This is a genomic window from Paenibacillus liaoningensis (genome assembly GCF_059609455.1).
Genome location: NZ_JCAALU010000002.1, coordinates 39,229 through 65,700 on the forward strand (window position 1 = coordinate 39,229; position 26,472 = coordinate 65,700).

The following is a 26,472-nucleotide window of genomic DNA, read 5'->3' on the forward strand; positions in this document are numbered from 1 at the left end:
ATTATGAATTAAATACTCAGCTGCTTATCCCGAATATGCGTCTGGTCAAAATCCGGCGAATTAAACCAATCGCGCGAAGAAGCCCAAGTGGCATCCAGCGGCAGCCATTTCCCGTTGATCAACACTTCATTCCATGCATGGGGGCCGAAGCCGCCCTTCCCATCTGCGCCAAGCCCCGTTACGACCCGTACCTCGACGTCTACCGCTCGCGCCATCATGTCATACAATCTCGCAACATCAATGCAAACACCTTTTCTCGTATCAAATGTGTTTTGCGGAGATTGCTCCTGCCAAATGCCCTGTTCCTCGTAATTGCGGGCCTTGTCCCAATCATAAGCAATTCGCGTACCTAGCCACGCATACAGCGCTCTTGCCTTCTCCTCATCGGTCGCTGCATCCTTGACGACCTGTACCGCCGCCTGCTCAATGTCTGCAGGAATGGCATAATCGATCACTTCGTATTTTCGCTGTAAAATATTTTGGAATTCCGCCTGCATCGCCTCGGCTAAAACAGGCCCGCGTCCAGCTAGCATATCGCCCGCCACCGGCTCAAGCAGCACTGCTGCCTGCGTATACAGAGGCGATTGCTTAATCGTCTGTGCGCCAACGCCATTAGGCAGCAAGGACACATACACGAACAGGACGCCAATGATTATGAAGGCACGGCCTGCGCCATGGATGCCTCCTAACACAGCTCCAAAAACGCGGCTTGCCGCCCGCTGCCTAGGAAGCGCCATTCGCCGCTCCTGCTGCTGCCCGTCCCCGTCTAGGTGAACCCTTCGCCTAAACATGAGCTCAAACAACGGGTTCAGCCCGGAGGCAGCTACTCGCAGCAGCAAATAAATGAACAAAAACAGCACGACATAACGCAGCAGCGCAAAATCCCTTATACTCGTTATCAACGTGTACCAAACCTGCTCAATTGACCCCATCGCTCTGCTAGGGACGATGACATGCTTCCTCAGCATATCAGCTGCGACTGGAGAAAGCTTTCCCGCCCAATGCGACGCGAGGACAAGACAAGCCACGATGACGATGCTTTCCCACACAAAAAAGAAAAGACGCCTCGCCGATCCCGATGCGCCTCTAATCAAACCCTGAATGAGCGAGACGAGAAGCACCAGGAGAACGGCAGCAGTGACAGGCTCCATCATGATTTTGCCGCCTGTCTGAATCCATTCCGTCATTCCGATAATCCCCCTCATTCATTGCTCAAAAACTTTATTTATAGTAAAAGTGCTTATTGTTTGTTTTGTTTGGCTTGATCAATAATCGATTGAATCGTCTCGTCAATTTGCAGTTTAAACAAGTCATTACCGCGGTAAGATACGGAAACCTCATTCGTTCCCGGCACGCCAGTCAGTGCTACGCTATCTGTAGCGACCGCATAGGAGCCGTCTTCATTTGTCGTAAACTTGGCGTTCTTCGCTTCGCCGATCATAGCCGAAATCGCTTCCTGCTTAAGGCTTCCCGTTGTTTCCTCCAGCTTTGTGCCAAATGCCTTCAAATCCTCCATCGTATACCCGCTGTAGACGATAACGCCAAACACAATGACGGCGACTAAAGCCCATTTCACAACGGTTTTGACGATACGGATAACAAGCAGCAGCACAACAAGGGCAATAGCAAGCACAAACCAATGGTCCTTCAGAAAATCGCTCCAAGTATTCCAATCATAACTTGAAAAATCCAAAAACTCCAACCTGACCCCTCCTATTATAACGTGCGGACACTGCTATTATCAAACATTATACCCCAGCTGCAATCCAGCGTAAACGCTAGACGCCTTGCTTTATGCAGACATATCCTGTCCGACCTTGGCGTACAAGTAAATTATATGGCTCAGGGGCATGGCCTATGAATGGAACGAGCGTGACCGTCATCGATGCACTCCCTGCTAAGCTGATAACAATCTGGAGGTGAAGCCTGATGAAAACCGCCATCTGGCTCTATTTTTTTCTGTTCGTCGCCTTTTTTGATTTGCATGCTCAATATCCGATTTTGACGCCCTTCGCCATCTCGCTTGGCGCAGCGCCTTCGTTCATTGGGCTGATGATGGGCATGTATTCCATTACGCATCTGCCTGGCAATCTCATTGCCGGCTATGGCGTGGACCGCTTTGGCAGCAGGCTGTTTATCGTCTTCAGCTTGCTTGGAGCCGGCGTCATCCTCTTGTTTCAAGCCCAAGTGACGAATCCTTGGCAGCTGCTTGTCCTTCGGTCCATTAGCGGCTTCGTGCTCGCCTTCCTTTCGCCAGCATGCCTTGCCCTGCTCGCCCGCATGACTAGCAATCGCACCGAGCAGGGCAAGCTCATGGCCGGCAACGGGCTCGTGCATACGCTGGCAACCGTCGTTTCCCCAGCAGCAGGCGCTTATATGGTGGCCAAAATCGGCTTCGCCACCGCATTTTATATGCTGGGCTGGATATTAATCGTTACTGCGATATGCGCGCTGTTTTTCATTCGCGACATCCCGGCTGCTGCCGTTCCTGTCACTTCTGCCGGAGCACAGCATCAGAAGCTGCCGTCCCCAGCGGCCGCCGATTCAAAGTCGGTTTCTTGGCTGATTTATGTATTGCCGGTTGGCATCAGCTGCGCGCAGGGCATCCTGTCCTTTGAGCTGCCGCTCATGGCGACAACGACCGCTGGCATGATGACAACAGGCTTGCTTTTTTCCGTGGTCAGCATCGGCGCATTGATTACGCTCAGCATGCTGTTTCTCAACCGTCTCTCCGCCTATCGCCGTACTTTATGGGGGGCGCTCGCGCTGGCTTTAATTTATTTCACAATAGCCGCTGATTCGCCGCTGCCCTTCGCCGTTATGCTGCTGCTGGTAGGCATGGCAAAAGGCATCGTCATTCCCGCCATCTCAATATTGCTTATTGAGCTAAGTGGCGGAGCACGCTACGGCCGCACCTTCTCTACTCTGTCCATTGCCTATTCGATTGGAGCCTTTCTCGGCCCGATGCTTGCTGGTCAGCTGCGCAACTATATGTCGCCGTACTATATCGCATTTCTAGTCCTGATGCTTGCTGTGTCGATTCTCCCTTTCCACCGCCGCAGCCCGCTCGTCACACGAACCCATTTTTCATCATGACCGCTGCAAGCTTTTCCCCTTGTAATTTGATACACTGGATGCAAGGTGAAACGGCTGTCGCCGTCTTTTGGCGGCGCGGCGCGTTTCAGTCCGAGAAATATAAGCCTAATTATAAAGGGGAAACTTATAAATTCTTATATTTCAAGCGTAAACGGCTGAAGCCTTCCTTTGGTGGTAAAGCTGCCGTTTCGCGTTGAAATATAAACCCATTTATAGTGTGAAGCTTATAAATTGTTATATTTTAAAAAAACAAGGTGATCAGCATGATAGACATTGCGATTATTGTGGAAGGCAAAAATGATAAAAGCCGCGTCAGGCGCGTGCTTGACGAAAGCATTCCGATCTATTGTACCTACGGCACCCCGGGAACGGAGCAGCTTGAGAAGCTGCGCAAGCAAATCGCTGAGCGTCACGTTTATATTTTCACAGACAATGATTCCTCAGGAAAACGCATTCGGGGCATGCTGCGCGATGTGTTCCCTGATGCCGAACATATGTATACGCGGCGCGGCTATTCAGGCGTTGAGCATACACCCGAGGAATACGTTATCGCCCAATTGGAAAAAGCGGGATTAGAGGAACATATTCTGTATCCTCCTCCCGCTCCTGCCCCGCAAGATTAAATATGAAGTATAAAAATAACGAATGATACCGTCACAATACTGAACACCGTTGACAAAAATACCGCCTGTGAAGCAAATTCCGGCTCATTGTCGAATTCCACCGCCAGCAGCACGCTGCTCAGCGAGGTCGGCACCGAGGCCGAAACGATTAGCGCCGCTGTCGTCAGCCTGTCGAATACGAACAGTCCTGTGGCGCTGATCAACCAAATAGCAAGTGCTGCCAGCAGCGGGCCTCCTATTAGACGAAGCCCGTTCGACAGCAGCACATTGCCAAGCAGGCGCTTGTCAAACCGCCACTTCATGCTGCCCAGCTGGACGCCGAGCGTAATGAGCGCTGTTCCAATAAAACCGTTTGCCAAATATTCAATCGGCGTTTGCAGCGGCTGCGGCATCTCTACGTCCAGCCCTTTTAATAAAAAAGCGAGCGGAATGACATAAATAATCGGCATCGAAAAAATCGTCTTCAGCGTATCGCGCCATGACAGCTTATGAGCATTCACGCTGTAAATGCCGAACGTATTCGGCAAAAAGGACTGCGTCGTCATGACCAATATTTGCACCGCCAGCGTCACCGGGTTCCCCGCAAACGCCAGCTGATTGAGCGGTATGCCGTAATTGGCACTATTGTAGAACAGTACGCTGTTGCGCATGGAGCCGCGCATGCCACCTTGCAGCCCTCGCATTTTCACAACGACCTCTACCGCTAAAGCCTGCAGCAGCATGAAAATAACGACAAACAGCAGCACCTTCCATATTAGACTCATTTCTAGCTCCGTCGTACGCAGCAGCTGAAAAATGACCGCCGGCGAAAAAACATAAAAATTCAGCTTGGATAAGGTTTTGATGTCCAAAGAAAAAAGCCGCTGCATTGAGAAGCCAATAGCTATCATCAATGTAAGCGGCGCAACATTACTCCATAAAATATGATAAAAGATAGCCATCGCTATTCCTTCGCAAGCCGCTTCATATCCGCAACGATGCTTTCCGGCGTCAAATCCTCATTGCTTCCAGCAATCCATTTGCGAATTTGGCCTGTTTTGTCCACCAGAGTAATGACATTCATATGCGTAAAGCCGGTTCCTTCTTTGTCCTTAATGGCACTGGCGCCAAAATCCTGGGCGAGCTTGATGGCCGCCTGCGGATCATCCCCACGCAAAAACGTCCAGCCTTCATTGAGCTTGGCATAATTGCGCTCCGCGAACGCCTTAATAACCTCTGTTGTATCACGCTCGGGATCGAACGTAATCGAGATCATTTCGGCATCTGTGCCAAGTATGCCCTCCTTCTCCAAACCTTCCTGCACCTGTGACAACAGAAACGTCGTTGGCGGACATACATCCGGGCAATTGGCAAAATAAAAATAAACCAATCTCGCTTTGCCATTCGTCGATTCCTTCGACACGATGTTGCCGTCCAAATCCGTAAGCTCAAAGGCCGGCGCTTCTTGCAGAACCGGCATCGGCGCTTCCGGCTTAAATACATTGGTCATTAATAAATAAATGCCCATCCCCAGGCAAAGTGCCAGCACAGCGATTTTGAAGCTATGCTTTTTCAAAAAATCCATGATCCCCATCCTCCCATGAAGCTTGTCCAGAAATGATGCGCTATTTCACCGTATTAACAATCATGACGATGAAAATAACCATTAGATAATTAACCGAAATGAGAAAATTCGTTTTCGCCCATTTCTCCGTATCCTTCGCCTTCAAGCCGCGAATCGTATGTACGGCCCACAGTACACTGCCTGCAATGGACAGGATTAGAAAGACATATCCAGTGTATCCATAATAAAACATGAGAAAGCAAGTAGGTATAAGCAGTGCCACATAAGGAATCATCTGCAGCTTTGTCCGTCTAATCCCTTTCACAACCGGCAGCAGCGGGAAGCCAGCTGTGCGGTATTCCTCCACCCGTCTAATGCCAAGCGACCAGAAATGAGCGGGCTGCCATAAAAATAATAAAGCGAACATGAGCCAAGCTCCTGCATCTACTTCATTCGTTACTGCGCAATAACCGATAACTGGAGGCATCGCACCGGAAATTCCGCCAACCGACGTGCTCCATGTGGAGCTGCGCTTCAACCAAATCGTATAAATCACGATATATACGAACCATCCTAAAAGTCCAAGCCAGCCTGTAAGCGGATTGACCGCTATAAACAGCACCAATTCCCCTATGATGCCAAGCACAAGGCCATAACCAAGCACAAACATCGGGCTCATTCTGCCTGTTGGCAAGGCGCGTCCTTTCGTTCTTTCCATCTTCTGATCCAGCTCACGATCCCAATAATTATTAATGACGCATGCAGACGCCATTGTGAGCGTGGAGCCAATCAGCATCCAAAGCAGATCAAACCAGGCAATATGCCATTTGGAAGCTACCCAAAAGCCGCCAACAGCTGCAAACATATTGAGCCGGAGCAACCCTGGTTTTGTCAATGCTATCAAGTCTTTAAACACGAAGCGAGCCTCCCAGGTATGTGACACGGCGCACGTTGCGCCCATACATTCATTGGTCAATCGTTCTTAATCATACAGAAAAAACCACGTTATGACAACGCTCAAGCTTATAATTCATCAATTTGCCACTCAAAATGTGACAATAATTTTGGAACCCTTTCTCTGGGCTCACAATACACTAAGTATGTAGTTTAACGCCCATGATCATTCGCCTATCGATCGGCGGAGCGTCATTGAGGGTTGAAAGGAGCCTGCCTGTGGCAGTCATCAAGACAAATGCAGAGGATACGAAAATGCTGGCTAGGCTGATGCGCGCAGAAGCGGAAGGGGAAGGCGAGCTTGGCATGCTGATGGTAGGCAACGTTGGCGTCAACCGCGTTCTGGGCAACTGTCTCGACTTTAGAAATATTCGTTCCATTCCGCAGATGGTGTTTCAAAGCCCCGGAGGCTTTGAGGCTACACAGAAGGGATATTTCTATCAAAAAGCGCGCGATCGCGACATCCGGCTCGCCGAGCGCGTCATTGGCGGGGAACGGCAGCATCCGGCGTCGAATGCGCTGTGGTTTTTTAGGCCGGCCGCAGGCTGTCCTGGCACCTGGTACAATCAATCGAACAGCGGCCGCTTCAAAGCCCACTGCTTCTTCGTACCTACAGCAGCTGATTGTCCAAGTGTGTATTAGCATCATCGCAAATGCAGCAACTGATTTTTTATTTGGAGAGCGAGGAATTTCACATGACGAATGGTTATGGTTACAAAACAGCGGTTAGTCCGGCAAACACAGGGGGCTACGGCTACCCTTATCAGATGGGCGCGCAGCCGATGCCAATGCCAACGCCGATGCCAACACCGATGCCGGCAATGATGGGTGGCCAAATGCCTGCCATGCAGCAGGTAGCGGGCATGCAGGCGATGCAGCCAATGCCGGTTAACGTTCCTAGCGGTTCCTTCGTAACACCATCCGGAGGCAATGTGGTTACTGTTCCGATCGTAGAGGAATCATACGTAGAAAATATTTTACGGCTTAACCGCGGCAAAATGGCTACCTTCTATATGACATATGAGAACAACCGCGAGTGGAACGCCAAAACGTTCCGCGGCATTATAGAGGCAGCTGGCCGTGACCATATTATTATTAGCGATCCAACAACAGGCATGCGTTATCTGCTGCTTTCCATTAATCTTGATTATGTCACCTTTGATGGCCCAATCAATTATGAATATCCATTCCAAGGCGGCAAAATTACAAACACTACACCGCTGAGCACCAGCCGCGAATAAGGCTAACAAGCCGCCGCTAATGGCAGTCATCTATTATCACGCTTCTTTTATTGCGGCGCAGCGACTGGCTTAAACGTCCACACATGCACCTTCGCTGCGCCTCCCGGCACCCAATCGGCCATCTGGCCCCAAGAAGAACGCTCATTCAGGCGTTCTTTTTTTATTTGCTCCGCCTCCTCTGCGCTTTCTGCCTGCCATACCTCAACGAATAAATCAGGCTGATCTGTTCCTTCATAAACACGGAGTTCGGCATTTGCTGCTTTCATTTGCTCTATATAATGTAAATACTCGATTTTGTTTTCGGATTTTATGCGATATTCCGCAAAGCAAATATACATCGTTACGTCCCCTTTTCATTTCCTAAACTCTCCTTCATAAATCAGCTTTCAGCCGTCGATACTACCGTATACGGACGCTTGAATGAAGATACAGGAGGTTGCTACCGTGGATACAGGAACACATCTAGTTATAGGCATTGGCCTTGCGGGCCTTGCCACCATTGACCCCGTTATTGCAGCTGATCAAACGCTGCATACGGCAGTCTTGATTGGAACGGTTGTTGGGTCGCAAGCACCTGACTCCGATACGCTGCTGCGGCTGAAGGGCAATGCCAGCTATATCCGCAATCATCGCGGCCTTTCCCACTCGATTCCAGCCATAGCCATTTGGACTGTCGTTATTACCGGATTATTGGAGCTATTTTATCGTGGCAGCCTGCCATGGCTCCATGTAGGAGGCTGGGTACTGCTTGCCGTATGCGTCCATGTGCTAAGCGATCTATTTAATGCATATGGCACACAAGCGATGCGGCCATTCACGGAAAAATGGATTTCATGGAACATTATACACATTTTTGACCCCGTAATCTTCATTACCCACATCATTGCTATTTTATTATGGGCAATCGGGGCCTTCAGCCCAACCATCATTTTTCCGATTCTTTATTTATTTACGGCCGCTTATTTTGTATGGCGGACGCTTGCCCAGCGGACAATCATGCGGAAGCTGCCTACGCTGGATAAAGAAAATCTTTCGGCAGACGGATATTTGCTCATTCCGACCGTATCGCTCAGCATATGGAATGTGGTCAAGCTGATGAAGGATGGCAGCTTCGCAGTTGGCGATTTGCGTAATAGCTCGCTCCGCTGGGTCGATCGGGTCAAATGCTCGGATCATCCCGCAGCTGCCAGGTCCAAAAGCGATCCCGCCATTCGCTCCTTCCTTTATTTAACCAAGTTTGCCTGTGCCGATGTTACTGAGCATGAGTGGGGCTATGAGGTGCGCTGGTCCGATGTCCGCTACAGGCATCGCAAGCAATACCCTTTTCTCGGCGTCTTATTAATGGACAAGGAGTACAAAACCTTAGGCTCTTACGTTGGCTGGCTAAGCGACGAACGGCTAATGAAGCGGCTGCGAATGAATACTTATTAACAGCCCAGTCTTTATGGGTTGACGGCGGAAAGCTCCTTCCTTCACAATAGAAGGAAAGAGCTTTTCTTTGTTTTGTGCCCGCTTGTCAAATGGACGAAGAAGAAGCCCAGGGTTTCCCCTGAGCTCCTGTTTGTATTGCTTTGTGTATAGAAAAAACGATTAACGGTAACCGCCAGACAATTGTTGTTCGGCAATTTGAACTAGTTTTTTCGTAATATATCCACCCAACGAACCTGCATCGCGAGTAGAAATATTGCCGTAGTAACCGTCTGCCGGAAGTTGTACACCAAGCTCTTGAGCTGCTTCTAGTTTCAATTGATTCAGAGCTTGCGTTGCTTGTGGTACCACCAATGTGTTACTTGACATGAGGAATTTCTCCTTTCAGTATGGGCACTGTGATATGTTGCAAGCTTGCAAGCTTATTATGTGCACGAGTCAAGAAACTATTCGGATTTTCAAAAAAATATTATCGGGCGGTTACTGCCCTAGAGGAGACCCTCATTATGTCCAAGCCTTTATCGCTGCTTTTTGCCGTCGTTGCTGTACTTTTGATGAGCGCTACCGCCATTTCCATGAGCTATAATGCTTGGCTAGCCCTGCTATTTGCTGTCCTTACGTTATTTTCAATCGGCGCAGGCTTCATTGTGAAAGCGAGACTTAGACGGCTCAAGCAGCAAAACAACTAGCGCTTCGGCGCTAGGAAGCCCATTCTTTCTTTTACATCGGCTAGTGTACGATCTGCAATTTCCGCTGCTCGTTCAGCACCCTGCTTCAAAATATCATGGATTTCGCCCGAAGCGCGAATTTCTTGGTATCTCGTTTGCAGCGGCTCCAGCACGGAGACAACTTGCTCGGCCAACGCTTTTTTGAACGGTCCATAGCCTTGCCCTTCGTAACGCGCCTCAACCTCTTCAATCGTCAAGCCTGCACAATTGGCATAGATGCTCATGAGATTGCTGATTTCAGGCTTGCTGGCTACATCATATTTCACTTCTCGGCCAGAATCCGTTGTCGCACGGCTGATTTTTTTGCGAACGACATCTGGCGGATCAAGCAGGGCAATGAAGCTTCCGGCATTCGGATTGCTCTTGCTCATTTTTTTGCTGCCGTCGTCCAGTGACATAATGCGCGAGCCATGCTTCGGCATGTAAGGCTCTGGAATGGTGAAATATTCGCCGAAACGGTTATTGAATCTGCCCGCAAGATCGCGCGTCAGCTCCAAATGCTGCTTCTGATCGTCACCTACTGGAACTAGATCAGCGTTATACAGCAAAATATCCGCAGCCATCAAGGATGGGTATACGAACAGCCCTGCCGGAATCGACTCCTTGCCTTGGGACTTATCTTTAAACTGCGTCATGCGCTCCAGCTCGCCCATATAAGAAAGCGTTGTGAAAATCCATCCCAGCTCAGCATGTGACCGCACATGCGACTGGACGAAGATGCTCGCTTTCGCCGGATCGATGCCGGCAGCAATATAACAAGCGGCTACCGCTTCTGTCTGCTCGCGCAGCGCGGCTGGATCTGGCAGCTGCGTAGCAGCATGCAGGTCAACAATCATGAAGAAACATTGCTCGGAATGCTGCAATTTGACGAAGTTTTTCATCGCGCCAATGTAATTGCCCAGTGTCAGCTGACCGCTTGGCTGAATGCCTGATAATACTTTTTTCATCTTCAATCTTCCTCTCCAATTTAAAAATCAACGCAAAAAATCCCCCGCCGCAAGGGACGAGGGACCGTGGTGCCACCCTAATTCGCTATCCGCAGCCGCCATTATAGGGCGACTTAACAATCGGACTAGCCTTCAATATTCCATAACGGGGAATTTCCGGAGAAGCATCGGCAGCGCGAGTCGCTACGTTCCGCTTTCGGCTCGGGGGCCCATTCGGCTTCAGGCTTGCACCGGTTCACACCAACCACCGGCTCTCTGGACGCAATTTACCTGCACGTACTTGTTCCCGTCATCGCATTTACAATGATTATACAGCCCTAACAGCCAATGTCAAGCTGCAGGGCATCCGCTTTTGGCTCATAAAGTTGTCCTATTCTGCTTTTCGGGCGCATAAACTGTGATATAATCGTAATTATTACTATAAGAAAAGCGGGTGTGGTTTTTTTATGCCGATTATTAGATTTCGCTACATAACCGTGCTATTGGCGCTTGGCTGTGCCGGAATATTCGCCGTCCTTGCTTTTAATCGCCCATCAGCTTTCACCTTTCTCGATTATGCCCATGCCCAGTCGTTCAAAATTACATTTCTGAGCATTATTTTAGAGGCGATACCGTTTATTCTGCTTGGCGTGCTGTTCTCCGGTCTGCTTCAAGTATTCGTGACAGATGAGATGATTCGTAAATTTACGCCTAAAAATCCCATTGCCGGTGTGCTGTTCGGCGGCTTGCTCGGGCTTGCTTTTCCGCTGTGCGAATGCGGCATGATTCCCGTCGTCAGGCGGCTTATCCGCAAAGGCATGCCCGCTTACATTGGCATTGTTTATTTGCTTGCCGGACCCGTCGTCAACCCGATTGTGTTCACGGCTACCTTTACCGCTTTTCGCTCAGCTCCGGAAATGGCCTATGCCCGCCTTATTCTTGCGTTTGCGGTAGCAGTCATTATTGGGCTGATTATGCATTTATTTATGCGCAAAAGCCCTCTTCGCGACGAACACACGCCGCAGCTTGCTGTACATTCCAGTCATGGAGATCATCACGGGCATCACACACATAAGCATGATCACAGCCACTCTCACGAACATCATCATCAGGAGCAACGAGGCAGTCTCGGCAGCCGATTGTCCGCCATGCTTGGACATGCTTCGGATGAATTTTTTGAGATGGGAAAATATTTAATTTTCGGCGCTCTGATTACTGCGGCAATTCAAACCATTATGGACAGAAGCGTACTTGCTTCTGTAGCTGATCAGCCTATGCTTTCTTATATAGCTATGATGGCCTTTGCCTTTATTTTATCAATTTGCTCTACATCGGATGCCTTTATCGCCGCTTCCTTCGGCAATGTGTTTACAAGCGGCCCGCTGCTTGCCTTTCTCGTATTTGGCCCGATGATTGATTTCAAAAATATGCTCATGCTGCTATCCGCTTTTCGGCTCAAAATTGTACTGGCGCTCGCCCTTCTCTGCTTCATTTTAATTGGGCTTGGCTCCTGGATTATGGAGGTATCGTTATGAAGCATCACCTGCTTAGAGCTTTCATTTTGACTGCATTTGCTCTACTTATCGTTTATTTATCCCGTTCCAATCAGCTCTCCTTGTATATTGCGCCAAGGATGGAGCTCTATGTAAAGCTGTCTGCTCTCGGATTGTATGCTGCAGCCATCCATCAGCTGTTTCTAGCCTTGAAAATACGGCGCCAGCAGCATCAGCATACGGCTGAATGCGGCTGTGTGCACGCTCCATCGCCATCCGTATTCAAAAACACGGTCATCTACAGCCTTTTTATTTTGCCGCTAGCGCTCGGCTTCCTCTCTCCTGCTGGTGCTTTGGGCAGTACGGCCGCATCGAAAAAGGGCGTAAGCTTTGCCGCTTCTACTACGGTTCAGCCGCTCGGCACCGAGCCTAGTCAGCTCGCCGTCTCCTTGCCTGAACCGCCTTCTTCCCTTGCACCGAAGCCGCTGACTTTGGAGGAGCGTTTCCCTTACGATGAATACACGAAGGCTCACGCCGAATACGGCATGAAGCTGTATCAGAAGCAGAAAATTGCCGTCCCGGAAACGACCTACATCGAGACGCTGACAACACTCGATTTGTATCGCGATAATTTTATGGACAAAACAATTGACATTAGCGGGTTTATTTACAAAGAGGATGACATGGGAGAACAGCGTTTTGCCGTTAGCCGTTTCGCCATGACCTGCTGCTCGGCGGATGCCGTGCCGTATGGATTAATGGTTCAAGTCAGCCATGCAGACGATTATAAGGATTTTGCCGCGGATGATTGGGTAAGCGTCTCGGGCAAGCTGATGACCTCCATGTATAACGGCAACGAAATATTGACCTTAAAGCTGAACACGATTAAACGTATTGAAGCGCCCGAGTCGCCTTATGTCTATGCGAATTTTGATTTTTAGCCATCCAGCATGCGAATAATATCAAAAGAAGCCTCCGGCTCATTCCGCTACACGAACAGCGGTTCCGGAGGCTTCTTCAAGCTATCGCCATCAGCTGCTTCAATTTCAGCGCTACACCCTGCTTTATTCGGCACCTGGGTACAGCTCGCGCAAATTCGATTGGCGCGGCTGCTTGTAGCGGTAGCTCCAGTTCGACGTATTGTAATTTGACTCATAGCAGACGCTTGCCGACCATGATCCCGCCCCTTGCTTTACGGCAAAATCGTACATAATCTCGCCATGCGTCCAATTGCGTCTATATTTAAGGCCTTCGATCGCCATCTTTCTGAAATCCTGCACCTGCTTAGCGGTCATGCCTGAGTTCAACTTTTCAAATTGGCCGTTTCTCGTCTCTAGAGGATTATGCCTCATGCCAAATTTCCCAACCGCATTGTTGCGGATATGTATACATACCGTTCCTGCAATCGCATTCATTAATTCCTCTTCCAATTGCCGAAATACAAAATCAACTTGTCTTGCTAGTGACATTGATTCCAATTCCATACCCATACTCCTCCTGGTTGTAAAATAGTCATTATATATAAGCGTTTCCCTAAATATCTCTATATGTGTAGTTCTTGGGACTCATTATAGTTCAAAAATCATGAAGTTACAATAAGAAAATTCGCAATTTTCAGTTAATTAAATTTAACCAAAAAGATCATTGCGGGCCCTTTATGAAAGGGCAGCAATGATCCTTCAAAATCAAATTGTTCGATTCAGCTTTGCCCGATGCTCCATGCGGCGCTGAACCCGCTCCGTCTCGCTGCTGCGCGGACACGTATAGCAATAACGGCCGCCTTCAACTTTATAATAGTGGCAGCAGGCATATTTAATGCGCATCTGTTTCTCTGGGTCATCAATAGCTTCCGTATATTGGAATTTAACATCCAAAGGATTTCTTTTGCGATGAAAAATCGCAGGATCAAGCGCCTTCGCCGTTTTATACAGCGAGTCAATGGATTCCTTCACCGCTTCGCTTTCCGAGGAAGCCATGATGACGCCATACTCATATTCCAGCGAAGTGGGCAGCTGCCCCCATAACAAGCTTGCTTTGGCCGATCCAGCACGCTCTATGCTATGAAAAAACGGAGCGATCGTCTCATGAAAAAACGTTTCAAGCTGTGCGCGCACCCATTCGCCAGCCGCCTCCTCCGTAGACGGAGATTGGAGCAGCTCAGCCTTATTTAACCTGAAATACACATTATAATAACCGTCCGCTTTGCACACATAAAGCGTTAAATTATCCAGCGACATATTTGGTGCCATACGGTATTTCGCCAGCATATAAATGAGGGCCAGCATCGGCCTGCGAAACCAGGAGGCTGCATAAACTTCAGCCACTATCTGCTCCTTCCCCATCACAAGCGGCTGGTATACGGCAAGCAGCTCCTCCATCACAGGCTGTTCAAGCAAGGCAGCAGCAGCACTTGTGTAAACCACTTCATCAGGCTCAACTACGCAAAGATTAAACCGCTCCTTTAACAGCCGATATATGTCTTCATCCATTTGTTGAACCCGGAACGAAGAAATTCATAATTTGATCATGCAGTCCTGGCAAACCCTCGTGGCCAAAATCCGGATAAATTTCCACCCGCTTCGGTGACTGAATTTTATTATAGACCGCAAACTGGGTCGAAGGCGGGCAAATCGAATCACTGAGGCCTACGCCAAGCAGCACTTCTCCGCGAATCCGCTCCGCAAGAAATTGAATATCAATATAACCGAGCTTTGTAAAAATCTCTTCCTCGCGCTTATGCTGCGGATCGAAATGGCGGAAATACGTACGCAGTTCAGCATAGGCATCAATCGCCAAGTCCATCTCATACACGCGGCGATAGTCGCTGAGGAATGGATAAACAGGAGCAAGCTTCTTCACGCGCGGCTCCAGTGCGGCGCAAGCAATCGTGAGCGCACCGCCTTGCGACCAGCCCGTTGCATATACCTCATTTGCATCCACCTCTGGCAAATCCATGGCGATACGAGCGAGCTGTGCCGTGTCCAGAAAAATATGACGGAACAGCATATTATCCGCTTCGCCATCAAGCCCGCGAACAATATGCCCATTATGCGTCGTTCCTTTGACGCCGCCTGTATCCTCCGAGCAGCCGCCTTGTCCACGTACGTCCATCGCCAGCACCGAGTAGCCAAGCGATACGAAGCTCAGCTTATCTGCCCAGTCTCCTGAAGAACCCGAGTAGCCGTGGAACATAACGACTGCTGGGTGAGGCTGCTGAGCGCCTTGTCTAGGGCGAAGATATTTGGCATGAATTCTCGCGCCGCGCACCCCTGTAAAATACAGGTCAAAGCATTCCGCTGAAGCTGGCTGGAATGCGCTCGGAACCATTTCAACATTCGCATCTGCTGCATTGAGCTCGGCAAGCGCGCGATCCCAATAAGCCTCGAAATCCGCTGGCTTTGGACTTCTGCCTTGATATTTATGTAATTCATGAACAGGCATATCTAATAGCGGCATTATTTCATCCTCCATCTTATCTTCTTATCCCGTTAATTTTAAGCCTGTGCCCTTCACTTGTAAAGCGGATGAAAGGCGTTATTTAGGGGAAAATAACGTTTATTCCGGCTGTTGCCAGACCGAATGGAGGACGTCATGTAATGCTCCAACGCCTGAACAAATTGTTGATTTTGCTGCTGGTTATCGCCACCTTCCTGACATCTGCGGAAGAGCTGAACGCCAGCTCCAAGGCAAGCGTACAGACGGCGGCCATAACAGACAGCAGCGGCAGCCTTAGTCAGGCGGATAAAGCCAAAACAGGCAAAAAACGCCGCTCTGACAGCGTGTCATGGGTTAAGCTGCAGCAGCGCTATCCCGGCGCCTATTTTCTCAATGGGCCGCGGCATAAAAAAGAGGTCGCGTTAACCTTTGATGATGCTCCTGATCCGCGCTTTACCCCTGCAATACTGGATATATTGGCGAAGCATCACGTACAGGCAACTTTTTTTCTTGTAGGCACGCGAGCTGATAAACATCCCGAAATCGTAAAAAGAATTCATCGCGAAGGCCATATCATCGGCAACCACTCTTATAATCATGAGGTGATGTCGAAGCTTTCACCGAATGATTTTCACCGTCAAGTGTGGCGTACCGATACGATCATTAGTCGAATCATCCCGTATCATCCGCACTTTTTCCGGCCCCCCTATGGCGAGATGCAGCCTAGTCAAGTCGCTTGGGCCAAAAACAACGGCTATATTGTTGTGAATTGGGATGTTGATTCAGCGGATTGGAAAAACAATCCGACCAGCACGGCCATTTTACGGAATATGCATAAAACGCTGCGCTCAGGCTCCATCATCTTGCAGCATGCCGGCGGCGGCGTCAAGCAAAGCCTCTCTGGCACTATCGAGGCGCTTCCACAGCTCATTGCCTCCCTCCAGCAGAAGGGCTATCGCATCGTCACGCTGCCAGAGCTGCTCGAACAAAGTGCGGAGAGACACATCCGTTAGCCCTGTGTTGTAATTGCAATACAAACAAGCCCAGCGCTCCTCGGGTGCGAGGAACACTGGGCTTGTACATAGGGTTATTGGAGTCAGCGTTAAACTAAATAACGCAACAGACCTATTTCAAAATAACGCTCTACTTTACCATATATACTTTAACGTCTTGAATGCCGAAGCTTTGAGCAGTGGCTGTGCTGCCAGGTACAAAAATATCGATGCGATTGCCTTTGATCGCTCCACCCATGTCGTTTGCTACAGCAATCATGCCGCCATCAGGCAATCCATCATAATCGTAGCCTGTCACATAAAGCTTCGTTCCAAGCGGAATAACCGAGGAATCTACCGCCACTGTTCCTACTTTAAGCGGATTGCCAAAATAATCGACGGCGCCCCATTTTCCATTTTCCGACGCTGCCGCTGTGTAAGCGGTCGCTTTTACATTCAGCTGCTTGCTGAACGTATAGCTGTTGCCGTTGCTTGCAATAATGCTTTTTGCAGATAGGCTTTCAGCCTTAATCGTTGCTGCTGCTTTTGGCTGCGCTTGAGCGCTTGCTTTAGCTGCATTGTCGGCATTTTTCGCTGCCTTGGCATTCGTTTTCACCGCTGCTGCTGCAACTGGAACATTTAATTTCATGCCTACCATTATGTTCAGCGGATTAATTTTGGAATTAGCTGCAAGCAGTTTATCTAAATCAACCTTATACTGCTGGGAGAGCTTCCAGAACGTATCGCCTTCTGCCGCTTTATGTGTTTGGGTTGCCGCGTTAGCGGGAGCTGCTGCCAACGCGCAGGAAAGCACGAGAGCAGCAGCTGTAATACTTAGTTTTTTCATCACAAATATCCTCCAAAATCGATTAAGTCCATAGTTTACTAAGCCGCGCGGGCAAGGAGCTGCGCGGCGTGAAAGATTTAGCTAACGATCGCCTGTTTCTGTTCACTTCTAGTTCGTAAATTCTTGTACCCATTGGCCGTTGTAGTAGCCAACACCGATTTTGCCGAAGTTTTTGCTCAAAATATTTTCACGGTGACCTGTGCTGTTCATCCATGCTGTCATTACTTCAGACGGGTTGCGTTGTCCGGCAGCAATGTTCTCGCCAGCGTAAGAGTAGCTAACACCGAAGCTCTTCATCATATCAAACGGCGATCCATAAGTTGGGGACGTATGGCTGAAATATTTGTTGTCCGCCATATCCTTCGCTTTGGCTACCGCGACTTTTGTCAGCAGCGCATCGACCGTCAAAGCTGGAAGACCAGCGCTTGCACGCTCTTGGTTTACGATTTTGACGACTTCGCTTTGATAAGCGCTTTGATCGACAGTTGTACCGCTGCCCGAATTCGAAGAACCAGAGCCTGTTCCTGTCGTTGGCTTCGTGCTGCCAGTGGAACCAGAGCCTGTGCTTGGCTTCGTTGTGCCTGTGCTTGGCTTCGTTGTGCCTGTGCTTGGCTTAGTCGTGCCTGTGCTTGGTTTGCTTGTACCAGTACCCGTTGGCGTTCCGTTAGGGAAGCTGATTGTAATGCCGTTAAAATTAATTTTGCTCAAATCAATTCCGTATTGCTCCGCAATTTGCTTCAACAAGTCTTGGTCAATGCTATAAGCCGTAATCTTGGAGTTCGCCTTCACTGCTGGTGCTGCTCCCACCGTCGATGGTGCTGCTACGCCTGCTCCGATTAATGCGGCTGCGGCTACGGCAGCGACACCTACTTTAAATGGTTGCTTCTTCATTATGAAATCTCCTCCTCGAAGTTGTGTGTAATTTGTGTGTGCCGGTCATCCCGACGCAAACTATCGTAACATGGCATTTGGGCGGTTACACGGCTCAAAAAATGGTAAAACAAGCGTTTTTCACGCGAAATAAACCGTTTTCAGACGTTTATGAGAATCATCTCACTTTGGAAATCCGGGTGAAAGAATAGCCGCAACTGCCTTTTTTCACTCTTCGCCAGCTTGTCATCCAAATGAATGCTCCGCCATATTAGAATCCGCTCATAAACCCCTCATTTTCCAAGCGCAAACCGTTTAAAAAACAGAAAAAAGCCCCGCTGCGCTTGGCTTTGCGGGACTTTCAGCTTGCTGCTTATTTTGCACACGCTATTTGAGCGTAATATTGCCCGAGCTTGTTTTCAAATCAATTGAAAGGTCCGATCCAGTCCCAATTGTGCCAGCAAAGGAACGATCATCCTCTTTTTCCGTTTGAACATTGTCCCATTCGACCTTCTGGCTGCCGGATGTTGTTTTCAGCTTAATTTCGGCAGACTGTGGCGGCTGCTTAGCTTCAACGACGATATTGCCAGAGGTAACGTCAAGCTTCATGCTATGAGTAATGGTTTCCGATTCAACTCTTATTTTCCCACTGCTCGCTTGGCCATTCAGCTCTCCCGTACCATTAATAAAACTTGCATTGCCGCTTGTCGTGTTGAATTCGACCGTTTCTGCCTTATAGTCTTCTATCTTGATGCTGCCGGAGCTGACATCCAGCTTCATGCTCTCACCAGTTACGCCAAGCAGCTCAATTTTTCCGCTTGTCGTTTCAAAATCCATCTCGTCCGCAGACAAATCCTCCCCCTTCACACGTCCTGATGAGGTTAGCATCGCCAAGGTGCGGCTGTTCATATCGGATGCGCTGACGTTGCCACTGTTCGCCTTCAGCGTCACCTCATCCCATTTGCGCTCCGGCAGCTTTACCGTCAGCTTAAATGAAGAATAGTTGATACCGATGGTAAAACCCGTATTAAAGCTGCTTTTAATGACTAACCTGTCGCCATCCTGCTCCGTCTCAAGCTTTAGCTTGTTTAAATATTTCGAGCTTGCCCGGCCTTCCAAGTGTACAACAATCTTATCCGAGCTCCCTGGCACCACTTCTATATCCATCGAGCCAGCTTCTACCGTCAAGCTGCTTACGCCAGCTGCATCAACTGTTTTCTCCTGCGATACAGGCTTCGTTCCGAAGGACAGCAGCTCATCCCAGCTAAAAGAATATATCGCTCCGGCCAAGCCGATTCCAATTAATATAAGCGCAACTGCAATTGCCTTTCTCATTGTTTTTTCCCCCTGATGATTTTCGTATTGAACTTCAAATATTTAATCGTTGCAGCGAAAAATCCTTTTGTCAGAGCATTAACGCCTATGCCCAGCAAAATGCTCAATCCAATGCAGACGAGCCCAATAGAGGCTGCTTGGGTTAGTGTAAACATGCCGCTCCACGTGCTCTCCAGCACCGTTGTGACGCCTGCCAATCCAAGCGCTAGAGTAGTCGCCCATAGGGCAATAAGCACGCCAACTGCAGCCACATAAGGCCCCAGTACAAATACGATATTGAAAAATCCCAAGCTCACTGTTGCAAGCACCGCCTTAGACGTATTGCCGAAGCTTTTCTCCGCTTCAGCCCGTTGTACTTTATAACCAAGCAGCAGTTCGCTCGCAATCTGCCTTGGGTCGCCTAGCTCCAATGCAGCCTCATGCTCGCTCTGCCCATTTTCCTCTGCCTGCTGAAAATGACTGTAATAATCGAACAGCCACTCGCGGCGCTGCTTATCCGGCACTTTCGCGAGCAGCCTCTCCAGCTCGCTCATATAATTGTGTTTCGTCATCATCATGGACGGATTCCTTCCTCAATAATTTCATTTACGGCTGTCGAGAAGCTCGACCATTCATGAATGAGCCCTCGCATATGCTGCCAGCCCGCCTCCGTCAGTTGATAATATTTCCGCGGAGGTCCTTCATTCGATTCTTTAAGGTAAGTCGAGAAGTAGCCTTCCAGCGTTAGGCGATTGAGCAGCGGATATACACTCCCAACGGCCACCTCGAATTTGGACGATATTTTCACTGCCAGTTCATATCCGTAACGGTCTCCCTCAGACGTCAAGACGAGAACGCATAGCTCCAGCACACCTTTCTTGAACTGCACATTCATACACGACGCTCCCTGCTTTGCTTAAAATGCAAAAGCCTCAGCTATTCGATATTATCGAATAGTGAATTAAACTTCCTTGCTGTTAAGCTAAATTTACCACATGCTATTCTATAATGCTATATACTAAGCTAAAAACAATACCAGCGCCCGAGTGTCTCTCCTCCTTAAGACGGAGAGACGTTAAATAGGATGGTGAAATAGGAGCTGCGCTGTTGCGTGAAAGGCTTGGCCTACGATCGTCATTGCCTTTGCATTTCTTGAATTAAACCTCTCTGAGGTTGAAATGAAAAGGCAAAAACGAACGCTATCGCTTCTCCAGCTCAAACCTTTCTCTCCACCACTTGCCACTTTTCACCTCCAAATTTAAAAGCCTCCACCATTTAACTCGGCGAAGGCAGTTTTTTGAGGGATAACGCGCTTGGCTCGTTATCCCTACCATATAGTGAGTAAAATCATGTAACACATACTTAATTAAAACCCTTATATAGATGGAGATTAGTTGATGTCGATGAATTTGCCTGTTGCTTGGGATTCGAAGGCGCTCAAAATGACTTTAAGCGATTTGCGGCCCTCTTCGCCTGTTACAGGTGGAGTCGTGTCATTGACGATGGAGTCAATGAATTTATCGATAACAAAGCTCGACAGCTGCTTCTCATTTGTGGAGATTTCGCCTGTTTTGTAGCGCTCTACTGTACCGTCGCGCAGTTCAATGATGACTTGATCTTCCGGGTGCGTACCGATTTTCATAACGCCTTTGGAGCCCCACAAAATCGTGCTGTTGTCTTCGCCTTTGTAATAAGTCCAGCTCGCTACAAGCGAACCCATCGCGCCGCTCTTCATACGAAGCACGCAGTTTGCATTGTCGTCTACATCGCTGTCTTTATCTACTGTGCCAACGAAGCCAGCAATTTGCGCCACTTCATCGTCAAGCAGCCAGCGGATCAAGTCGGATTTGTGCACGCCAAGGTCGCCCATTGCGCCCATGATTGCTTCCGGCTTGCGGAAAAACCAGCTTTCCGCGCCATCAATGCTCCATGCATCCGGGCCCGGGTGGCCGAACGACGTACGGAATGTCAAAACTTTGCCGATAATGCCCGTTTTCAGCAAATCTTTCGCTTTTACATGCGGCGGCATGAAGCGTTGGTTATGTCCAACCATCAGCTTAACGCCGTTTTTCGCTGCCGCTTCAATCATTGCTGCCGCTTCTTCATCCGTAGCTGCCATTGGCTTCTCAACCAATACATGTGCGCCAGCGTTTGCTGCTGCAATCGCTACTGGTGCATGAAGCGCGTTCGGTGTACATACGCTAACGGCATCGGGCTTAATTTCAGCCAGCATCGTCTTATAATCTGCAAAAGCTTTGCCGCCATGCTTCTCGGCATATCCTTCTGCACGCTCAATAATCGGGTCAACGAATGCGACTAATTCTACATTTGCATTGTCTGCATACTCCGGAATGTGACGATATTTCGAAATGGAACCGCAACCTACTACTGCTACTCTAATTTTGCTCATTATTAATGTATCCCTGCCTTTTCAATAAATAATGGATAAAGTCATTCCCTATTTGCGAATTAAGCGTTCAGAAAATTGTTTTTCAGCCAGTCCATGCTTTCCGCTACTGCTTCAAGCGGAGGATTTGCGCAAGTGTCCTGCTCAACGATCAACCATTCTGCACCCGCTTCAACCGCACTATTAATGATAGGAAGCAGCGGAAGATCGCCACGGCCAAGTTCTACCGTATCAATTGGCAATTGGCCATTGTTGTCGCGGTAGTCCTTCAAATGAAGCAAAGGCAGACGTCCTGCATATTTCGCAATGTAAGCGAGTGGATCTTTGCCGGAAAATTGTACCCAGCCGATATCCATTTCCACTTTCAGCAGCTCAGGGCTGATTCGCTCATAAAGCGCATCAAATACTTCTTTGCCGTCGATCTCCACTTTAAATTCAAAATCGTGGTTATGGTAGGCAAAATCAATACCCGCTTCGCGGAAACGTTTACCATACTCCTCAAAAGCTACAAAATGCTTCGCCCAAGCTTCAGCACTGCGCTGATCATCCAGCAAATAAGGACAGATCGCATATTTTGCGCCGATCGTTTTCAAGTAAGCGATTTCTTCATCCAGTTGGCTTTCCAGCAAATGCAGGCCGATATGGCTTCCGATTGCTTTAAGTCCAAGCTCTTGGAGCAAGTCACGCATTTTTTCCGCTTCAATACCGCCGTAGCCTGCAAACTCCACGCCTTCATATCCCATTGCCGCAACCTTGCGCAGCGTGCCCTCGAAGTCTTCCGCTGTTGCGTCACGGAGCGTATACAATTGTAAACCAATTCCGATTTGTCCCACTTTGGCCGCACTCCTTTATATTGTGAATTTAGTTTCTCAAGTCTTGTACCTTACATTTCAAATTATATAGAAGGAGCGCTGCAAAAAACAGCTGTCTTATTAGTCTTTTTATATGTTATTTTGTTGAATGCTGTCTTTTACTCTAAGAAAAAAACGCCCTGCGACGGCTGTTGATGCGGTCGTCACAAGGCGTTGGTCTGTTTTTAAAAGCACATCCGGCATTATGCCGTTTGTTTCTTTCAATATTTATTTCAGTTTTTATTTCAATTACTTCAGCGTAATCGTAAATGCTGTTTCTTTCGCACCAGCAGCAATTGATACCGTGCCGTCTTGAAGCGAAGCAGCGCCATCCACTTTAGCAATTTCGCCAATACCGTGTAGAGCCAGGCTGAGCGCTTTACCGCTGCCTTGTACCTTAACGGCTACTTCCTTGCCTTCGCGCTTCATAGTAACGAGCAGCTCGGCAGCGCCTTTAATGTCGCGAACGGTGGATGATGCAGATGCTCCATCAGCGAGGCTGTAAGCCGTCAGCTTCACGCCGTCAGCAAAGTCATAATCCGGCTTCGTATCATTCGCACCGATTGCGATGATTGAATTCGGACGAACGAACAATGGAAGCGAGAGGAAGTCATGCGTTTCCTTAAGCCATTTTCCGCCTTCTACGATTTCGCCAGTCAGAAGATGCGTCCAGCTGCCTTCCGGCAAATAATATTGTACAAAGCCATTTTCGTCGAATACAGGGGCAACCATGATGGAATCACCCAGCATGTACTGGCGATCAAGGAACTCGGAAGTTGGATCTTCCGGAAATTCCAGCACCATCGCACGCATCGACGGCAAACCTTGCTCCACCGCTTGCGCAGCTGTATTAAACAGGTAAGGCATCAGGCTGCATTTGAGCTTCGTGAAGAAGCGGGTAACATCAACCGCCTCTGTATCATACGCCCAAGGCACCCGGTACGATCTGCTGCCGTGCAGGCGGCTGTGGCTGGAAAGCAAGCCAAACGCAAGCCAGCGTTTGAAGACATGGGCTGGAGCTGTACTCTCAAAGCCGCCGATATCGTGGCTCCAGAAGCCAAAGCCGGACAAGCCCAGCGACAGGCCGCCGCGCAGCGATTCAGCCATTGACTCGTAATCCGCGTAGCAATCGCCGCCCCAGTGAACGGGGAACTTTTGACCGCCAACGGTAGCGGAACGCGCGAACAGCGCAGCTTCATTTTTGCCCAGCTTCTCTTCCAATACCTCAAATACAACCTTGTTATATTGGTACGTGTAGAAATTGTGCATTTTCTCAGGGTCAGAGCCGTCATGGTACACCACATCGGTCGGAATGCGCTCGCCGAAGTCCGTTTTGAAGCTGTCAACGCCCATATCTACAAGCTCACGCAGATAGCCTTTGTACCATTCGCATGCCGCAGGATTCGTGAAGTCCACGATAGCCATGCCCGGCTGCCACATATCCCATTGCCATACGTCGCCATTTGGCTTTTTGATCAAATAGCCATTGTCTCTGCCCTCTTCAAACAGACGGGAGCGCTGCGCGATGTAAGGGTTAATCCATACGCAGATTTTAAGCCCCTTCTCTTTCAGGCGTTTGAGCATGCCGACAGGGTCCGGGAATATCCGCTCATCCCATTTGAAATCCGTCCAATGGAAATCGCGCATCCAGAAACAGTCGAAGTGGAATACATGCAGCGGCAAACCGCGCTCTTCCATGCCATCGACGAAGGAATTAACCGTTGCTTCATCATAATTTGTTGTAAAAGAGGTCGACAGCCACAGGCCGAACGTCCATGCCGGCGGCAAAGAAGGCTTGCCTGTCAGTGCGGTATATTTTCCAAGCACCTCTTTAATCGTTGGACCATCAATGACGAAATATTCAAGGGATTCGCCAGGCACATGGAATTGAACCTTCTTCACTTTCTCCGAAGCAATTTCGAAGGAAACGAGATCCGGCTGGTTGACGAATACGCCATAACCTTTGTTCGTTACATAGAACGGAATATTTTTGTACGCTTGCTCGGAGCTTGTGCCACCGTCCTGGTTCCAAATATCGACGACCTGGCCGTTGCGCACGAAAGGCGTAAAACGCTCGCCGAGGCCATAAACCCATTCGCCTACACCAAGATCCAGTTCTTCACGCATATAGGCTTGCTCTTTGCCTTCCGTAATATACGCCATCGACTTCTGCCTGCTTCCGGTAATGCGCTCGGAGCCGCGGTAGAAATCCACTGACCACTCGGGACCTTTACGAATATGAACGCTCAGGCTGCCGCTTGTCAGGATCGCTGCTTCTTCTGTTTCTTCTATAGTAACGAAAGTTCCCGTTTCCTTCGTCAGCTCGAATACAGGACCGCGCTCACGCACGCCCATGTGATGAATCAGCTTAACGCCGACAACGCCCGGCATCGGAGAATGAAACCGAACCGTAAGCAGCATCGTATCTAACATATTGGAACGTGACAAAATAGGACGCGGAGACGCATATGCCGTAAGCACGCCATCCTTTTGCTCGAAATCATGGGCTTGTACCGCGCCCAGAAGGTCATACTGTTTACGCAGCATCCAGTTGCCGTCAGTAAATTTCATAATAGAACCGACCTTTCTGCTTTTATATCGATTATTTGACTTTAAAATCGTTCTATTTTGCATTATACTGATAAGCAAAGCAACAAACTAACAGAATTATGCCCGTTTATAACACCATTCTGATTTCTTCATCACCGGAGGTTGACTGCAATGGATTTGACGCTGCGTCATTCGCTCAGGGAAGACCGCATGCATGGCGATGTTACCTTTCCTCTTGCTGCTTACTGGATGGAATATGCACCTGGCGAGGTAAATGTAGATTGTCACTGGCATGACGAGGCTGAGTTTCTAGTTGTGCTGGAGGGCGAGATGCTCTTCCAGATTGACACCGAGTATTTTCCCGTTCGCGCTGGCGAAGCCGTCTTCATCGACAGCGGAGATATTCATGCCGGACACTCTTTAAATGGCTCCTCCTGCACCTATTGCGCCATCGTATTTGACGTTCGCTGGCTGGATAGCACTAGCTACGATGCTGTACAGGAAACCTGCGTTCGTCCGTTCCAGGAGAAGAAAAAGACGTTTCCGAGACATATATCACCGGACAGTGGTTGGAAGCGGCAGCTGCTCTTCCTGCTCCGTTCTATGATTAACTGCTGCAGAGCACCCTATGCCGGATTCGAGGCTGCGGTGAAAGGGTATTTCTACTTAATGCTGCATGAGATCGCTATTGAGAACCGGGCATGCAATCGCAGCGAAGCAAGAACAGACGACAGAACCCGAATAGAGCGGCTTAAGAAAAGCATACTCTATATCCAGCTGCATTATCGCAGACCAATACGCATAGGCGAGCTGGCGGAGCAAATTCCGATGAGCGAAGGACAGTTTTTCCGTTTTTTCAAATCAATGACGAGGCAGACGCCGGTTGAGTATTTGAACGCCTATCGGGTAAACCAGGCGGCCGAGCTGCTGCTGCACACAGAACGCAAAATTTCAGACATCGCGCTGGAGGTCGGTTTCGACCATATCAGCTATTTTGTTAAAGTGTTTCGCAAGACGTTGAACTGCACCCCGTCCGATTTTCGCAAGCAAAAGCGGAATCCGGTCCAAAATGGCGCATTACAAGGTGAAACGGCTGTCGCTGCTCTTTGGCGGCAAGGCGCGTTTCAGTCCGAGAAATAGAAGCCTATTATAGGTGCAAACTTATACATTCTTA

29 protein-coding genes are annotated in these 26,472 nt (G+C 49.0%); 10 read left to right on the forward strand and 19 right to left on the reverse strand.

Features of this window, described 5'->3' with window-relative positions; all coding sequences use genetic code 11:
* Nucleotides 1-8: 8 nt before the first annotated feature.
* Both AC6B99_RS02760 and AC6B99_RS02765 read right to left on the reverse strand, forming a co-directional pair.
* Entirely contained in the window at nucleotides 9-1,187 is a 1,179-nt protein-coding gene (locus tag AC6B99_RS02760) for a transglutaminase domain-containing protein (RefSeq protein WP_496662707.1), read from the reverse strand.
* Between the two features lie 53 nt (nucleotides 1,188-1,240).
* The gene (locus AC6B99_RS02765) at nucleotides 1,241-1,702 is read right to left on the reverse strand and encodes a hypothetical protein (RefSeq protein WP_496662708.1); all 462 of its coding nucleotides are present in this window, start codon (nucleotides 1,700-1,702) and stop codon (nucleotides 1,241-1,243) included.
* 227 nt (nucleotides 1,703-1,929) lie between these two features.
* Here AC6B99_RS02765 and AC6B99_RS02770 point away from each other — a divergent pair, with 227 nt between their 5' ends.
* On the forward strand, nucleotides 1,930-3,096 hold the full coding sequence (locus tag AC6B99_RS02770) for an MFS transporter (protein WP_496662709.1): 1,167 nt from the start codon (nucleotides 1,930-1,932) through the stop codon (nucleotides 3,094-3,096).
* A gap of 266 nt (nucleotides 3,097-3,362) precedes the next feature.
* The gene (locus tag AC6B99_RS02775) at nucleotides 3,363-3,719 is read left to right on the forward strand and encodes a ribonuclease M5 (protein WP_056040085.1); all 357 of its coding nucleotides are present in this window, start codon (nucleotides 3,363-3,365) and stop codon (nucleotides 3,717-3,719) included.
* On the opposite strand, the gene AC6B99_RS02780 is transcribed toward AC6B99_RS02775, so the two are convergent.
* Genes AC6B99_RS02780 through cyoE form a run of 3 tightly spaced genes read right to left on the reverse strand, consistent with a single transcriptional unit; the run spans nucleotide 3,716 to nucleotide 6,223 of the window.
* Nucleotides 3,716-4,660 (reverse strand): AEC family transporter, encoded by a 945-nt coding sequence (locus AC6B99_RS02780; RefSeq protein WP_056039239.1) that lies wholly within the window; start codon nucleotides 4,658-4,660, stop codon nucleotides 3,716-3,718. The two genes, AC6B99_RS02775 and AC6B99_RS02780, sit on opposite strands and share 4 nt — an antisense overlap.
* Before the next feature lie 2 nt (nucleotides 4,661-4,662).
* Entirely contained in the window at nucleotides 4,663-5,283 is a 621-nt protein-coding gene (locus AC6B99_RS02785) for an SCO family protein (protein WP_056039236.1), read from the reverse strand.
* A 40-nt stretch (nucleotides 5,284-5,323) separates the two neighbouring features.
* Nucleotides 5,324-6,223 (reverse strand): heme o synthase, encoded by a 900-nt coding sequence (gene cyoE, locus AC6B99_RS02790; protein ID WP_081418958.1) that lies wholly within the window; start codon nucleotides 6,221-6,223, stop codon nucleotides 5,324-5,326.
* A 212-nt stretch (nucleotides 6,224-6,435) separates the two neighbouring features.
* On the opposite strand from cyoE, the gene AC6B99_RS02795 reads away from it, so the two are divergent.
* Nucleotides 6,436-6,858 carry a cell wall hydrolase gene (locus tag AC6B99_RS02795; protein WP_056039230.1) on the forward strand — a complete coding sequence of 141 codons (423 nt, stop codon included), beginning with the start codon at nucleotides 6,436-6,438 and terminating at the stop codon, nucleotides 6,856-6,858.
* Nucleotides 6,859-6,911: 53 nt separating this feature from the next.
* Entirely contained in the window at nucleotides 6,912-7,457 is a 546-nt protein-coding gene (gene gerQ / locus AC6B99_RS02800) for a spore coat protein GerQ (protein ID WP_494859745.1), read from the forward strand.
* Between the two features lie 47 nt (nucleotides 7,458-7,504).
* Here gerQ and AC6B99_RS02805 read toward each other — a convergent pair whose 3' ends face one another.
* Nucleotides 7,505-7,795, reverse strand: a complete 291-nt coding sequence (locus AC6B99_RS02805) for a hypothetical protein (protein WP_496662710.1) — start codon at nucleotides 7,793-7,795, stop codon at nucleotides 7,505-7,507.
* 106 nt (nucleotides 7,796-7,901) lie between these two features.
* Between AC6B99_RS02805 and AC6B99_RS02810 the strand changes: the two genes are divergently transcribed.
* Nucleotides 7,902-8,888 carry a metal-dependent hydrolase gene (locus AC6B99_RS02810; protein ID WP_056039224.1) on the forward strand — a complete coding sequence of 329 codons (987 nt, stop codon included), beginning with the start codon at nucleotides 7,902-7,904 and terminating at the stop codon, nucleotides 8,886-8,888.
* A 159-nt stretch (nucleotides 8,889-9,047) separates the two neighbouring features.
* Here AC6B99_RS02810 and AC6B99_RS02815 read toward each other — a convergent pair whose 3' ends face one another.
* On the reverse strand, nucleotides 9,048-9,254 hold the full coding sequence (locus AC6B99_RS02815) for an alpha/beta-type small acid-soluble spore protein (RefSeq protein ID WP_056039221.1): 207 nt from the start codon (nucleotides 9,252-9,254) through the stop codon (nucleotides 9,048-9,050).
* A gap of 137 nt (nucleotides 9,255-9,391) precedes the next feature.
* On the opposite strand from AC6B99_RS02815, the gene AC6B99_RS02820 reads away from it, so the two are divergent.
* On the forward strand, nucleotides 9,392-9,574 hold the full coding sequence (locus AC6B99_RS02820) for a DUF5325 family protein (RefSeq protein WP_046228554.1): 183 nt from the start codon (nucleotides 9,392-9,394) through the stop codon (nucleotides 9,572-9,574).
* Here AC6B99_RS02820 and trpS read toward each other — a convergent pair.
* Entirely contained in the window at nucleotides 9,571-10,560 is a 990-nt protein-coding gene (trpS, locus tag AC6B99_RS02825; RefSeq protein WP_056039218.1) for a tryptophan--tRNA ligase, read from the reverse strand. The two genes, AC6B99_RS02820 and trpS, sit on opposite strands and share 4 nt — an antisense overlap.
* A 446-nt stretch (nucleotides 10,561-11,006) precedes the next feature.
* Here trpS and AC6B99_RS02830 point away from each other — a divergent pair, with 446 nt between their 5' ends.
* Nucleotides 11,007-12,074 carry a permease gene (locus AC6B99_RS02830; RefSeq protein ID WP_056039214.1) on the forward strand — a complete coding sequence of 356 codons (1,068 nt, stop codon included), beginning with the start codon at nucleotides 11,007-11,009 and terminating at the stop codon, nucleotides 12,072-12,074.
* On the forward strand, nucleotides 12,071-12,973 hold the full coding sequence (locus AC6B99_RS02835; RefSeq protein ID WP_496662711.1) for a TIGR03943 family putative permease subunit: 903 nt from the start codon (nucleotides 12,071-12,073) through the stop codon (nucleotides 12,971-12,973). The genes AC6B99_RS02830 and AC6B99_RS02835 overlap by 4 nt, the downstream gene beginning before the upstream one ends.
* Before the next feature lie 123 nt (nucleotides 12,974-13,096).
* Here AC6B99_RS02835 and AC6B99_RS02840 read toward each other — a convergent pair whose 3' ends face one another.
* The 3 genes from AC6B99_RS02840 to AC6B99_RS02850 form a co-directional block, all read right to left on the reverse strand.
* The gene (locus AC6B99_RS02840; protein ID WP_056039207.1) at nucleotides 13,097-13,516 is read right to left on the reverse strand and encodes a hypothetical protein; all 420 of its coding nucleotides are present in this window, start codon (nucleotides 13,514-13,516) and stop codon (nucleotides 13,097-13,099) included.
* 201 nt (nucleotides 13,517-13,717) lie between these two features.
* A complete protein-coding gene (locus AC6B99_RS02845; protein ID WP_496662712.1) occupies nucleotides 13,718-14,521 on the reverse strand; it encodes a (2Fe-2S)-binding protein in 804 nt (267 codons plus the stop codon).
* Nucleotides 14,514-15,488, reverse strand: coding sequence for an alpha/beta fold hydrolase (locus AC6B99_RS02850; RefSeq protein WP_496662713.1), 975 nt, complete (start codon nucleotides 15,486-15,488; stop codon nucleotides 14,514-14,516). Before AC6B99_RS02850 ends, AC6B99_RS02845 begins: the two co-directional genes overlap by 8 nt.
* Before the next feature lie 140 nt (nucleotides 15,489-15,628).
* Here AC6B99_RS02850 and AC6B99_RS02855 point away from each other — a divergent pair, with 140 nt between their 5' ends.
* Nucleotides 15,629-16,480, forward strand: a complete 852-nt coding sequence (locus AC6B99_RS02855) for a polysaccharide deacetylase family protein (protein ID WP_494879897.1) — start codon at nucleotides 15,629-15,631, stop codon at nucleotides 16,478-16,480.
* Nucleotides 16,481-16,610: 130 nt separating this feature from the next.
* On the opposite strand, the gene AC6B99_RS02860 is transcribed toward AC6B99_RS02855, so the two are convergent.
* The 8 genes from AC6B99_RS02860 to yicI all read right to left on the reverse strand — a co-directional run bounded on the left by AC6B99_RS02860 (nucleotide 16,611) and on the right by yicI (nucleotide 25,319).
* A complete protein-coding gene (locus AC6B99_RS02860; RefSeq protein WP_056039193.1) occupies nucleotides 16,611-17,306 on the reverse strand; it encodes a 3D domain-containing protein in 696 nt (231 codons plus the stop codon).
* A gap of 108 nt (nucleotides 17,307-17,414) precedes the next feature.
* The gene (locus AC6B99_RS02865; protein WP_056039190.1) at nucleotides 17,415-18,197 is read right to left on the reverse strand and encodes a CAP domain-containing protein; all 783 of its coding nucleotides are present in this window, start codon (nucleotides 18,195-18,197) and stop codon (nucleotides 17,415-17,417) included.
* 366 nt (nucleotides 18,198-18,563) lie between these two features.
* On the reverse strand, nucleotides 18,564-19,511 hold the full coding sequence (locus AC6B99_RS02870) for a DUF4097 family beta strand repeat-containing protein (protein ID WP_496662714.1): 948 nt from the start codon (nucleotides 19,509-19,511) through the stop codon (nucleotides 18,564-18,566).
* The gene (locus tag AC6B99_RS02875) at nucleotides 19,508-20,068 is read right to left on the reverse strand and encodes an HAAS signaling domain-containing protein (RefSeq protein ID WP_496662715.1); all 561 of its coding nucleotides are present in this window, start codon (nucleotides 20,066-20,068) and stop codon (nucleotides 19,508-19,510) included. The genes AC6B99_RS02870 and AC6B99_RS02875 overlap by 4 nt, the downstream gene beginning before the upstream one ends.
* A complete protein-coding gene (locus AC6B99_RS02880; RefSeq protein WP_046228543.1) occupies nucleotides 20,065-20,385 on the reverse strand; it encodes a PadR family transcriptional regulator in 321 nt (106 codons plus the stop codon). The genes AC6B99_RS02875 and AC6B99_RS02880 overlap by 4 nt, the downstream gene beginning before the upstream one ends.
* A 495-nt stretch (nucleotides 20,386-20,880) precedes the next feature.
* A complete protein-coding gene (locus tag AC6B99_RS02885) occupies nucleotides 20,881-21,900 on the reverse strand; it encodes a Gfo/Idh/MocA family protein (protein ID WP_046228542.1) in 1,020 nt (339 codons plus the stop codon).
* A 59-nt stretch (nucleotides 21,901-21,959) separates the two neighbouring features.
* A complete protein-coding gene (locus tag AC6B99_RS02890) occupies nucleotides 21,960-22,730 on the reverse strand; it encodes a sugar phosphate isomerase/epimerase family protein (RefSeq protein ID WP_056039181.1) in 771 nt (256 codons plus the stop codon).
* Nucleotides 22,731-22,997: 267 nt separating this feature from the next.
* A complete protein-coding gene (yicI, locus tag AC6B99_RS02895) occupies nucleotides 22,998-25,319 on the reverse strand; it encodes an alpha-xylosidase (protein ID WP_056039180.1) in 2,322 nt (773 codons plus the stop codon).
* Nucleotides 25,320-25,469: 150 nt separating this feature from the next.
* Between yicI and AC6B99_RS02900 the strand changes: the two genes are divergently transcribed.
* A complete protein-coding gene (locus AC6B99_RS02900; protein WP_494879890.1) occupies nucleotides 25,470-26,438 on the forward strand; it encodes a helix-turn-helix domain-containing protein in 969 nt (322 codons plus the stop codon).
* Nucleotides 26,439-26,472: the final 34 nt, after the last annotated feature.